Here is a 12306-nt window from a genome sequence, read left to right on the forward strand (position 1 = left end):
CTACAGCAAACGTTTGCAAATGCTTGAAGAGTTACACACCCAATAGCCGGTTCACCCAATAAGGCCGGCATAAAAAAAAGAGAACCAAAGGAGCTCCACCCATGAAATTGAGCAGCAAAGTGCTACTGGCCATGGCCATCAGCAGCATCACCGCCACCGCTTACGCCGAACCTGCAAGCCAGCAATTCGTGCCGACCACGCTGGCCAGTGCCAGCGCCCAAAGCGAGGCCAAGGGCTTTATCGAAGATTTCAGCCTGGGCGGCACCACGCGTAACTGGTACTCCCACGAGAGCCTGTACCGTGGTGGCAAGTTCAAATACAAAGAGCACGGTGTGGCGAAGACCGACCGCAACCGTACCAACTGGATCCAGGGCACCATCCTCAACGCCAGCTCGGGGTTCACCCAGGGCACTGTTGGCGTCAAGACCGAAGTAGCGGTGTACAACGCTCTGGTTCTGGACCGCAGCAAACGCGATATCAAGGGCGGCTCTAACCGTACCTTGGCTGACTCTGACGGTAATGCCGTAGACCAGTGGAGCAAACTGGGCCTGGCCAACGTGCAGTTCCGTGTCTCCAACACCACCTTGACGGCCGGTCGCCAGAACTTCAGCAGCGGCATCGTCGATACCATCGGCAACCGTCCCCTGCCATCGAGCTTCCAGGGTGTGAGCTTCAACAGCGAAGAGTTCAGCAACCTGTCGTTCCAGGGCGGCGTGTTTGACCGCGTCTCCCCACGTTCCGAACAGAGCCTGTCGAAGTTCCGCAGCGAGTACAGCCAACAAGGCGCCAACAGTGCGACAACCGACAAGGTCTACACCCTGGGCGCCAACTACCAGCCGTTCGAGAGCCTGAAAACCAGCTTCTTCGGCGCCAACGTCAAGGACTTCTGGAACCAGTACTACTTCGGTGCAACCCACCAGTTGGGTGACAGCCAAGTCCTGGCCTTGACCACCGGCCTGAACTACTACAAGACCGTCGATGAAGGCAAAAAGCTGATGGGGGAGATCGACAACGATACCTACTCCCTGTCCCTTGGATTGGCTCACCAGGCTCACAGCCTGACCTTCTCCTACCAGCAAGTGAACGGTAACGAGTACTTCGACTACCTGCACGAAACCAACGGCATCTACCTGGCCAACTCCCTGACGTCGGACTTCAACGGCCCGAACGAGAAATCCTTCCAGGTCGCCTACGCCATCAACATGGCCGAATACGGTGTGCCGGGCCTGAAGTTCAACATCTACTCCGCACGCGGCTGGGGCATCGACGGTACCCACTACACCGGGAACAGCAACGGCGCCTACGCCTACACCGGCATCGAGACCCAGGACGGCGAAAAACACCAGGAATACGGCGTGGGCGCGGCATACGCGGTCCAGAGCGGCCCGCTCAAGGCCACCGCGATTCGTGCCACCTACGTCGAACACCGTGGCAGCGCCAACCAGTTTGACGGCAGCGTCAAAGAATTCCGTCTGGTTACCACCGTCCCGTTCAACATTCTTTAAATCGCACCAGGTAGACGGCGGGCTCAGGACGAGCCCGCCGTCTACGCTTGCCTGGTCCCATCGATTGCAGAGGGCTCTGAATGAAAATGCTCCCGCTACAAGCTGCCGTTGCCGCTGCGCTATTAAGCGTCGCTATCGGCGTATCGGCCAAACCCCTGGTGGTCTGCACCGAAGCCAGTCCGGAAGGCTTCGACCCGGTCCTGTACACCACGGCCGTCACCGCCGATGCCGCCGCCGAAACCATGTTCAACCGCCTGGTGGACTTCAAGCCCGGCACCACTGAAATCCAACCCGCACTCGCCAAATCGTGGGACATCAGCGAGGACGGCCTGACCTATACCTTCCACCTGCGAGATGACGTCAAGTTCCACACCACCGACTACTTCAAGCCCACGCGCAACCTGAATGCCGACGACGTGCTCTGGAGCTTCCAGCGCCAACTGGACCCCAAACACCCGTGGCACAACAAGTCCACCACCGGCTTCCCCTATTTCGAAAGCATGGGTTTCAAGGAACTGCTCAAAAGCGTCGAGAAGACCGATGACCACACCGTGGTCTTCACCCTGACCCGCCCTGAAGCTCCGTTCCTGGCCGATGTCGCGATGCCCTTCACCGCCATCCACTCTGCCGAGTACGCCGACAAGCTGCTGGCCGCCAACAAGACCGGCGAGCTCAACAGCAAGCCGATCGGCACCGGCCCGTTCATCTTTACCCGCTACCAGAAGGACGCCCAGGTGCGCTTCAAGGCCAACCCGGAATACTTCCGTGGCAAGCCGCCCGCCGACCCGCTGATCCTCGCCATCGCGGTGGATAACAACGTGCGCCTGCAAAAGCTCAAGGCCAATGAGTGCCAGATCGCCCTGTATCCCAAGCCTGACGACCTGCCCAGCATCAAGGCCGATCCAAACCTGAAGGTCGCGGAACTGGCGGCGATGACCACCGCCTACACCGCCATGAACACCACCCACAAGTACATGAGCGACGCGCGGGTACGCCACGCAATCAACATCGCGTTCGACAAACATGGCTATAACGAATCCCTGTACGGCAAAGGCAATGCCATCGACGCCACCGGCCCGTACCCGCCGACCCTGCTAGGCTTCAACGACAAGCTGAAAAACCCGGCCCGCGACCTGGACAAGGCCCGTGCCCTGCTCAAGGAAGCCGGCGTGCCGGAAGGCACCGAGTTCAGCCTGTTCACCCGCAACGGCGGCGGCCCGACCAACCCCAACCCTATGCTCGGCGCCCAGCGCATGCAGGCGGATCTGGCGCAGATTGGCCTCAAGGTCAATATCAAGGTCATGGAGTGGGGCGAGATGCTCAAGCGCGCCAAAGCCGGCGAGCACGACATGGTTTCCGCCGGCTGGGCCGGGGACAACGGCGACCCAGACAACTTCCTCACGCCGAACCTGAGTTGCGATGCAGCGAAAAACGGCGAAAACTACGCCCGCTGGTGTAACGAAGAGTTTCAGGGCCTGATCGACAAGGCCCGCGCCGTGGCTGAACCCGCCGCGCGCGCCACACTCTATGAACAAGCGCTGGACGTTTTCGACAAGGACCAACCGTGGATCCCCATGGCTTACCCGAAAATGTTCACTGCCATGCGCAAGAACGTCGAGGGTTATACCCAAAGCCCCCTGACCAACAATAACTTCGCCACCACCCAGGTGAAGTAATAAGAGACGCCCGGCCCCGTCGACGTTGACGGGGCCGGACCTGCCTAACCGGCTGATTGAGGTACACAACACGATGTTTAGTTTTATTGCCCGCCGATTGGGGTTATTGATCCCCACATTCTTCGGCATCACGCTGCTGACCTTTGCGTTGATTCGCATGATCCCTGGCGACCCCGTAGAAGTCATGATGGGCGAAAGGCGGGTTGACCCCGAGATGCACGCCCAGGCAATGGAACGCCTTGGCTTGAACAAACCCTTGTATGCGCAATACCTGGACTACGTCGGCAAGCTCGCCCAAGGCGACCTCGGCGAATCCCTGCGTACCCGCACCAGCGTGTGGACCGAGTTCAGCGCCCTGTTCCCCGCGACCCTGGAACTGTCCATGGCCGCCCTGTTGTTCGCCGGCATCCTCGGGCTATTGGCCGGGGTGATCGCGGCACTCAAGCGAGGATCCCTGTTCGACCATGGGGTGATGGGCATCTCCCTGGCGGGATATTCGATGCCGATCTTCTGGTGGGGCCTGATCCTGATCATGTTCTTCTCGGTAAGCCTGGGCTGGACCCCGGTTTCCGGGCGTATCGACCTGCTCTACGACATCGAGCCACGCACCGGCTTCATGCTGATCGACACCCTGCTGGCCGACGAACCGGACGCGTTCTGGGATGCACTGCATCACCTGATCCTGCCGGCCATCGTGCTCGGCACCATCCCGCTGGCAGTGATTGCGCGGATGACCCGCTCCTCGATGCTTGAAGTCCTGCGCGAAGACTACATCCGCACCGCCAAGGCCAAGGGCCTGTCGCCGGCGCGCGTGGTGTTCGTGCACGGCCTGCGTAACGCGCTGATCCCGGTGCTGACCGTGGTCGGCCTGCAAGTCGGCACGCTGCTGGCCGGTGCGGTCTTGACCGAGACCATCTTCTCCTGGCCCGGCATCGGCAAATGGCTGATCGAAGCCATTGGCGCGCGGGACTACCCGGTGGTGCAAAACGGCATCCTGCTGATCGCCTGCCTGGTGATCCTGGTGAATTTCGTGGTGGATATCCTCTACGGCTTCGCCAACCCACGCATCCGTCACCAGCGCTGAGACCATGACCATGACCACACCAACTCAAGTGTCAGCAGTCGATCAGAGCCTGCTGTACCCGTCGCCGTACAAAGAATTCTGGCAAGCCTTCTCCAAGAACAAGGGCGCGGTTGCCGGCCTGCTGTTTATGTTGCTGATCGTGTTCTGCGCGATTTTCGCCCCCTGGGTCGCGCCCCATAACCCCAGCGAGCAATACCGCGACTTCCTGCTGACCCCGCCGTCGTGGCTGGAAGGCGGGCAGATGCAGTTTTTGCTGGGCACCGACGAACTGGGCCGTGACTTGCTGTCGCGCCTGATCCAGGGCTCGCGCCTGTCATTGCTGATCGGTTTGTCGTCGGTGGTGATGTCGCTGATCCCGGGGATCCTGCTGGGCCTGTTCGCCGGGTTCTTCCCGCGCTTGCTCGGCCCGACCATCATGCGTCTGATGGACATCATGCTGGCCCTGCCCTCGCTGCTGCTGGCCGTGGCGATTGTCGCCATCCTCGGCCCTGGCCTGATCAACACCGTGATCGCGATTGCCATTGTGTCGTTGCCGTCCTACGTGCGCCTGACCCGCGCGGCGGTGATGGGCGAGCTCAACCGTGACTACGTGACCGCCGCGCGCCTGGCCGGTGCCGGCCTGCCGCGCCTGATGTTCGTCACCGTGCTGCCCAACTGCATGGCGCCATTGATCGTGCAGGCCACCTTGAGCTTCTCCTCGGCGATTCTCGATGCCGCCGCCCTGGGCTTCCTCGGCCTTGGCGTACAACCGCCGACGCCTGAGTGGGGCACCATGCTGGCTTCGGCCCGTGACTACATCGAACGCGCCTGGTGGGTTGTAAGCCTACCTGGCTTGACCATTTTGCTCAGCGTGCTGGCAATCAACCTGATGGGCGACGGACTGCGCGATGCGCTGGACCCGAAACTCAAGAATGCCGCGTGAGGAGATTCCCATGTCACTGCTAGAAATCAAGAATCTCAATGTGCGCTTCGGCGACAAAACCGCTGTGCCGGTGGTCGATGGCCTCGATCTGGCCGTGGACAAAGGCGAAGTACTGGCCATCGTTGGCGAGTCGGGTTCGGGTAAATCCGTGACCATGATGGCGCTGATGGGCCTGATCGAGCATCCCGGCATCGTCACCGCCGACTCCCTGACCTTCGACGGCAAGGACATGCTCAAGCTGAGCAACCGCCAGCGCCGGCAGATCGTCGGCAAAGACCTGGCGATGGTGTTCCAGGACCCGATGACCGCGCTGAACCCCAGCTACACCGTGGGTTTCCAGATTGAAGAAGTACTGCGCCTGCACCTGAAGATGTCCGGCAAGCAAGCGCGCAAGCGTGCCATCGAACTGCTGGAAAAGGTCGAGATCCCAGGCGCTTCCAGCCGCATGGATGCCTATCCGCACCAGCTGTCCGGCGGCATGAGCCAGCGTGTGGCAATTGCCATGGCGATTGCCGGCGAGCCAAAACTGCTGATCGCCGACGAGCCGACCACGGCCCTGGACGTGACCATCCAGGCGCAGATCATGGAGCTGCTGCTGGCCCTGCAAAAAGAGCAGAACATGGGCTTGGTGCTGATCACCCACGACCTCGCGGTAGTGGCCGAAACCGCCCAGCGCGTGTGCGTGATGTACGCCGGCCAAGCAGTGGAAGTCGGCCAGGTGCCCGGCCTGTTCGACGTACCGGCGCACCCGTACAGCGAGGCATTGCTGGCCGCGATCCCGGAACACAGCATGGGCGCTGCGCGTCTGTCGACGCTGCCGGGCATCGTCCCCGGCCGTTATGACCGCCCGCAAGGCTGCCTGCTGTCGCCACGCTGCCCGTATGTGCAAGACAGCTGCCGCCAGACCCGTCCGACCCTGGACCCGCAAGCCCACAGCCTTGTGCGCTGCTTCTACCCCTTGAACCAGGAGGTGGCGTAATGGCCGTCGTTCTTACCGCCCGCGACCTGACCCGTCACTACGAAGTGTCCCGTGGCCTGTTCAAGGGCCACGCCACCGTGCGCGCCCTCAATGGCGTGTCGTTCGAGCTGGAAGCCGGCAAGACCCTCGCCGTGGTGGGTGAGTCCGGGTGCGGCAAATCCACCCTGGCCCGCGCGCTGACGCTGATTGAAGAGCCGTCGTCCGGCTCCTTGAAAATCGCCGGCCAGGAAGTCGCCGGCGCCGACAAGGCCCAGCGCAAGCAACTGCGCAAAGACGTGCAGATGGTGTTCCAGAGCCCCTACGCCTCGTTGAACCCACGGCAGAAAGTCGGCGATCAACTGGGCGAGCCGCTGCTGATCAACACCAATCTGTCCGCCGCCGAGCGCCGTGAAAAGGTCCAGGCGATGATGAAGCAGGTGGGCCTGCGCCCTGAGCATTATCAGCGCTACCCGCACATGTTCTCCGGGGGCCAGCGCCAGCGGATCGCCCTGGCCCGCGCGATGATGCTGCAACCCAAGGTGCTGGTGGCGGATGAACCAACCTCGGCGCTGGACGTGTCGATCCAGGCCCAGGTGCTCAACCTGTTCATGGACCTGCAGCAGCAGTACAACACGGCGTATGTGTTCATCTCCCACAACCTGGCGGTGGTGCAACACGTTGCCGACCACGTGATGGTGATGTACCTCGGCCGCCCGGTGGAAATGGGCGCGAAGAACGACATCTACGAGCGCCCGCTGCACCCTTATACCCAGGCGTTGCTGTCGGCCACCCCGACCATTCACCCGGACCCGAACAAGCCGAAGATCAAGATCGTCGGTGAGTTACCCAACCCGCTGAACCCGCCCTCCGGCTGCGCCTTCCACAAGCGCTGCCCGTATGCGACCGAGCGCTGCAGCAGTGAAGAACCGCTGCTGCGCGAACTGGACAACCGCCAGGTGGCTTGCCATCACGCGGAGCAATTCGTCGCCTAACCCCCTGTAGGGGTGGGCTTGTGTGGGAGCGGGCTTGCCCGCGATAGCATCAGCGCGGTTTAACTGACAGTGCAAGGTGCCTGCATCGCGGGCAAGCCCGCTCCCACACAAGCCCGCTGCCACAGGGCGATACAGCGTTGTACAGCCTCTCCCGCCAGATTGCGCATCAGTCTGGCGGGAGGGGCTTTTTTGTTTTTAGCTAAGTGTAAAAATTGTAAATGATATTTACTTGTATTTGATAATGACTAGCATTCCGGCGCGTAGAGCGCGCCGAATCCTGCTGGAAGGCAATTCTGGTGCATCTCGCTCAGTTGCCACCTTTCATAAAGGATTTTGCGGACATGTCACCTCGATTCAGGCTCAGCCACTTCTCCCTGGCGTTTATCGCCGCCCTTTCATCCCCTGCGCTGCTGGCGGACACCCTGGAAAGAGAGCGCGACAAAGTGCCGGTAGAAGCTAGCGACCTGCCCGTCGATGGCACCTCCCAGGCCCTGGAGCTGAGCGAAACGCGCATCCTGGGCACCGCCGCCGAAGAGCTCAAGCAGGCCCCCGGCGTGTCGATCATCACCGCCGAAGATATCAAGAAACGCCCACCCACCAACGACCTGTCGGACATCATCCGCCGTGAACCCGGCGTCAACCTGAGCGGCAACAGTTCCAGCGGCAGCCGTGGCAACAACCGCCAGATCGACCTGCGCGGCATGGGCCCGGAAAACACCCTGATCCTGATCGATGGCAAGCCGTCGACCTCGCGCAATGCCGTGCGCTACGGCTGGAGCGGCGACCGTGATACCCGTGGCGAAACCAACTGGGTACCGGCCGAGGAAGTCGAACGCATTGAAATCCTGCGCGGCCCGGCCGCCGCGCGCTACGGCTCCGGGGCCATGGGCGGGGTGATCAACATCATCACCAAGCGCCCCACCGACCAGTTGCACGGCTCGCTGACCACTTACGTGTCGCTGCCCGAAGACGATGCCGAAGGCATGAGCAAGCGCACCAACTTCAACCTCAGCGGGCCGCTGAGCGATACCCTGGCGTTCCGGGTGTATGGCGGCCTGAACAAGACCGATGCCGACGACTCCACCATCAACCAGGCTGAACAGGCCACCGCCGACTCGCTGGTTGCCGGCCGCGAGGGTGTGCGCAACAAAGACGTCAACGGCTTGCTCAGTTGGCAATTCACCCCTGAGCAAACCCTGGACCTGGAAGCCAGCTACAGCCGCCAGGGCAATATCTTCGCCGGCGACACCATGCTTAACGGCGGCGGCGTGTTCGTTAACAGCCTGGTCGGCAAAGAAACCAGCGTGATCCAGCGCAGCAGTTTCTCCGCCACCCACCGTGGCGAGTTCGACTGGGGCTCGACCCTGGCCTCCCTGAGCCACGACCTGACCCGCAACGCACGCCTCAACGAAGGCCTGGCCGGCTCCGGCGAGGGCGCACCCTCCGCCACCGCTGGCCGTTTCGAATCGCGCCTGCGCAACACCCGGGCCACCGCCGAGGTCAACCTGCCCCTGAGTTTCGGCACCGAGCAGGTGCTGACCCTGGGCAGCGAATACCTCTACGAATCGATGAACGACCCAGGCTCGCTGCGCCCACAAAGCTACGACCCAGGCACCGGCGGCGTGCCGAGCATTCCGGGGATGAGCCGCAGCAGCACCAAGACCACGGCCTCGAGCTACGCGCTGTTCGCCGAGGACAACATCGAAGTCGGCAGCAAGACCATCATCACTCCCGGCCTGCGCTACGACGATCATGAAGAATACGGCGGCAACTGGAGCCCGAGCCTCAACGCCTCGCACCAGTTGACCGATGAACTGAGCCTCAAGGGCGGGATTGCCCGGGCCTACAAGACGCCCAACCTGTACCAGTCCAACCCCAACTACTTGCTGTACAGCCGTGGCAACGGCTGCAACGCCGGCGAAACCAACTCCGGTGGCTGCTACCTGGTGGGCAACCCGGACCTGAAACCGGAAATCAGCGTCAACAAGGAAATTGGCCTGGCCTATGACAAAGGCACCTGGCGCACCAGCGCGACTTACTTCCGTAATGACTACAAGAACAAAATCAACGCCAGCAACACCGCCGCCTACCGCCTGGACGGCGGGCGCCGTGTGCTGGAATGGGAAAACAGCGGCGCCGCGCTGGTGCAGGGGGTCGAAGGCAACCTGTTCATGAGCTTGCGCGACGACCTGGACTGGAACACCAACCTGACCTACATGATCGACTCCAAGGACAAGGACACCGGCGAGCCGCTGAGCGTCATTCCCAAGTACACGGTCAACACCACGCTGGACTGGCAGGCCACCGACAAGCTGTCGTTCCAGGTCAGCGGCACCTACTACGGCAAGCAGGAGTCGCCAACCCTCAACTCGCGCAGCGCCAGCAACTATGATCGCAGCGCCCAGCAGGACGTGGACCCGTACGGCTTGATGGGCTTGAGCAGCGGCTACGAGTTCAACAAGAACCTGAGCGTACGCGTGGGCATCGAAAACCTGCTGGACAAGCGCCTGTATCGCAAAGGCAATGCTGATGATGCGGGCGCCCAGACGTACAACGAACCGGGTCGGGCGTATTTTGCGTCGGTGACGGCTTCGTTCTAAGGCCAGTTACCTGCGCCTGTATCTCTGCTCCGCCCGGCATGCCTGGCGGAGCTTTTTTAATGGTCATTCTGGCGCACGTAATTACCGCCTATTCGCGATAAAACCAACGACAAGCCCGACATTAAAAACAGCACCAATCCCCGCCTCACAGACTAACTTTCTGTAACTTGTAACCTCTATGTTTCCGCAATTGCGCAACGCCACGCGCAAAGAATAAAGTCCGCCCGCTGCAACTTCTTATATTCTTTGCGAGGGCTGTCATGCGAGACATTTCAAAATCCCTGGAAAAGCTGCTGTCTGATATCTACGAGGACGGCGACGTGTCGCTGGCGGAGTTCAAGGCCTTGCAGGTCGAGTCTGACCGGCGCTGGGAAAGAGTGGTCGATGAACTGGGGAATAACAATACACTGCTGTCTTTTCAAAGTGCGATGGATGTTGCCATGCACCTATTGTTCTTGAGTGTGAACTATATAAAAAATCAGGAAATCACTGACGTGGGCGAAGCAATTGTCAAAGATGCAATAGCCGCACAAGTTGAAACCCTAAGGGCGGGGGCTGATCTAAGTCTTAAACAACTTAAAGTTGGGCCCAATACCTAATAATCTACCGCCGAATAAAAAGGCGAAGCCATCACAGCTTCGCCTTTTTTCGTACCGCTAACCCTTAGTGATGCTCGCGCGTCGCCCGGAATTTCACATCCGGCCAGCGCTCTTCCATCAGCGCCAGGTTGACCCGCGTCGGCGCCAGGTAGGTCAGGTGGCCGCCGCCATCGATGGCGAGGTTTTCCACGGCCTTGTTGGAAAACTCTTCGAGCTTCTTCTTGTCGCTGCAATCAATCCAGCGCGCGGAGTACACGGTGATCGGCTCGTAGGAGCATTCGACCTTGTATTCCTCTTTCAAGCGGCTGGCCACCACATCGAACTGCAGCACACCCACGGCGCCGAGGATGATGTCGTTGCTGCGCTCGGGGAAGAACACCTGGGTGGCGCCCTCTTCCGCCAACTGCTGCAAGCCCTGGCGCAGTTGCTTGGACTTGAGCGGGTCGCGCAGGCGTACGCGGCGGAACAGTTCCGGGGCGAAGTGCGGGATGCCGGTGAAGCCCAGCGCTTCGCCTTCGGTGAAGGTGTCGCCGATCTGGATGGTGCCGTGGTTGTGCAGGCCGATGATGTCGCCGGCAAACGCCTCTTCCAACTGCTCACGCTCCGAGGAGAAGAACGTCAGGGCGTCGCCGATACGCACGTCCTTGCCGGTGCGTACGTGGCGCATCTTCATGCCTTTTTCGTATTTGCCGGAGCAGATACGCATAAAGGCGATACGGTCGCGGTGCTTGGGGTCCATGTTCGCCTGGATCTTGAACACGAAACCGCTGAATTTCTCTTCAACCGGCTCCACGGTCCGTTCGTTGGCAACCCGCGCCAGTGGTTTCGGTGCCCAGTTGACCACCGCATCCAGTACGTGGTCGACGCCGAAGTTGCCCAGAGCGGTACCGAAGAACACCGGGGTCAGTTGCCCGTCGAGGAATTCCTGCTGGTTGAACTCGTGGCAGGCGCCCTGCACCAGCTCTAGTTGGTCGACGAAGCGGTCGTACTCGTCACCCAGGTGGGCGCGGGCCTCATCGGAGTCGAGTTTCTCGATGATCTTCACATCGGTGCGTTCATGACCGTGGCCGGCGGTGTAGACAATGATGTAGTCGTCGGCCAGGTGGTACACGCCCTTGAAGTCGCGGTAGCAACCAATCGGCCAGGTGATCGGCGCGGCCTTGATCTTCAGGACGGCTTCGATTTCATCCAGCAGTTCGATCGGGTCGCGGATGTCACGGTCGAGTTTGTTGATAAAGCTGACGATCGGCGTGTCACGCAGGCGGCACACGTCCATCAGGGCGATGGTGCGGGGCTCGACACCCTTACCACCGTCGAGGACCATCAAGGCCGAGTCCACCGCGGTCAGGGTGCGGTAGGTGTCTTCGGAGAAGTCTTCGTGGCCCGGGGTGTCGAGCAGGTTGATCATGTGGTCGCGATAGGGGAACTGCATGACCGACGTGGTAATGGAAATACCCCGTTGCTTCTCCATCTCCATCCAGTCGGAGGTGGCATGGCGATCAGACTTGCGGGATTTCACCGTGCCGGCCACTGCGATCGCCTTGCCCATCAGCAGGAGCTTTTCGGTGATGGTGGTTTTACCGGCATCGGGGTGGGAAATAATGGCGAAAGTGCGGCGTTTCGCGACTTCGGCGGCCTGGTGGGTCATGGGAAATCGCCTGGCAGGTGAGTCAAAAAAGGGCGGCGAGTATAGCGCAAACCCAGGGAGCCGGACCACCGTTCACCCGATTGGGGGTGGCTAAATGCTGCCAAGTATGGAACCTTTTAAAAGGTAGAGACGTCCACTCCCCTGCTACCGCACTCGTAACAGGGGCTGAAAAATCAGCAAGTTAGCCTGACGAGGCTGCGCTCATGGCTTGATCGCATACCGCATTGCCGGTATCGGCGAGCTGCTTTTCGCGAACATATTCGCCGACAGCCAGGAATGGCATTGCCGCTCGGAAATGTGTTCGCCGACAAAAGAAAAAAGG

At 60.8% G+C, this 12306-nt stretch carries 9 protein-coding genes; 8 read left to right on the forward strand and 1 reads right to left on the reverse strand.

Annotated features, from left to right (window positions below):
- The first annotated feature begins 101 nt into the window (after positions 1-101).
- The 8 genes from HBO05_RS07125 (at position 102) to HBO05_RS07160 (ending at position 10336) form a co-directional block, all read left to right on the forward strand.
- Complete coding sequence (locus HBO05_RS07125; protein WP_169950959.1) at positions 102-1505, forward strand: OprD family outer membrane porin; 1404 nt, start codon at positions 102-104, stop codon at positions 1503-1505.
- Positions 1506-1585: 80 nt separating this feature from the next.
- A complete protein-coding gene (locus tag HBO05_RS07130) occupies positions 1586-3181 on the forward strand; it encodes an ABC transporter substrate-binding protein (RefSeq protein WP_169950960.1) in 1596 nt (531 codons plus the stop codon).
- A gap of 73 nt (positions 3182-3254) precedes the next feature.
- Complete coding sequence (locus HBO05_RS07135) at positions 3255-4265, forward strand: ABC transporter permease subunit (protein WP_032860135.1); 1011 nt, start codon at positions 3255-3257, stop codon at positions 4263-4265.
- 10 nt (positions 4266-4275) lie between these two features.
- Positions 4276-5187, forward strand: a complete 912-nt coding sequence (locus tag HBO05_RS07140) for an ABC transporter permease subunit (protein ID WP_169950961.1) — start codon at positions 4276-4278, stop codon at positions 5185-5187.
- 10 nt (positions 5188-5197) lie between these two features.
- A complete protein-coding gene (locus HBO05_RS07145; protein WP_169950963.1) occupies positions 5198-6166 on the forward strand; it encodes an ABC transporter ATP-binding protein in 969 nt (322 codons plus the stop codon).
- Positions 6166-7137, forward strand: a complete 972-nt coding sequence (locus HBO05_RS07150) for a peptide ABC transporter ATP-binding protein (RefSeq protein WP_057958423.1) — start codon at positions 6166-6168, stop codon at positions 7135-7137. Before HBO05_RS07145 ends, HBO05_RS07150 begins: the two co-directional genes overlap by 1 nt.
- Before the next feature lie 341 nt (positions 7138-7478).
- Complete coding sequence (locus HBO05_RS07155; RefSeq protein ID WP_169950965.1) at positions 7479-9737, forward strand: TonB-dependent siderophore receptor; 2259 nt, start codon at positions 7479-7481, stop codon at positions 9735-9737.
- Positions 9738-9997: 260 nt separating this feature from the next.
- Complete coding sequence (locus HBO05_RS07160; RefSeq protein ID WP_169950967.1) at positions 9998-10336, forward strand: hypothetical protein; 339 nt, start codon at positions 9998-10000, stop codon at positions 10334-10336.
- Between the two features lie 64 nt (positions 10337-10400).
- Here HBO05_RS07160 and HBO05_RS07165 read toward each other — a convergent pair whose 3' ends face one another.
- A complete protein-coding gene (locus HBO05_RS07165) occupies positions 10401-11984 on the reverse strand; it encodes a peptide chain release factor 3 (protein WP_169950969.1) in 1584 nt (527 codons plus the stop codon).
- Positions 11985-12306 lie beyond the last annotated feature (322 nt).

It is taken from the genome of Pseudomonas sp. WS 5079, assembly GCF_012985465.1.
GTDB lineage: Bacteria > Pseudomonadota > Gammaproteobacteria > Pseudomonadales > Pseudomonadaceae > Aquipseudomonas.

Bases quoted from the DNA above. Each gene is read 5' to 3' on its own strand.
- HBO05_RS07125 (WP_169950959.1), top strand. From the start codon at position 102: ATGAAATTGAGCAGCAAAGTGCTACTGGCCATGGCCATCAGCAGCATC.
- HBO05_RS07130 (WP_169950960.1), top strand. From the start codon at position 1,586: ATGAAAATGCTCCCGCTACAAGCTGCCGTTGCCGCTGCGCTATTAAGC.
- HBO05_RS07135 (WP_032860135.1), top strand. From the start codon at position 3,255: ATGTTTAGTTTTATTGCCCGCCGATTGGGGTTATTGATCCCCACATTC.
- HBO05_RS07140 (WP_169950961.1), top strand. From the start codon at position 4,276: ATGACCACACCAACTCAAGTGTCAGCAGTCGATCAGAGCCTGCTGTAC.
- HBO05_RS07145 (WP_169950963.1), top strand. From the start codon at position 5,198: ATGTCACTGCTAGAAATCAAGAATCTCAATGTGCGCTTCGGCGACAAA.
- HBO05_RS07150 (WP_057958423.1), top strand. From the start codon at position 6,166: ATGGCCGTCGTTCTTACCGCCCGCGACCTGACCCGTCACTACGAAGTG.
- HBO05_RS07155 (WP_169950965.1), top strand. From the start codon at position 7,479: ATGTCACCTCGATTCAGGCTCAGCCACTTCTCCCTGGCGTTTATCGCC.
- HBO05_RS07160 (WP_169950967.1), top strand. From the start codon at position 9,998: ATGCGAGACATTTCAAAATCCCTGGAAAAGCTGCTGTCTGATATCTAC.
- HBO05_RS07165 (WP_169950969.1), bottom strand. From the start codon at position 11,984: ATGACCCACCAGGCCGCCGAAGTCGCGAAACGCCGCACTTTCGCCATT.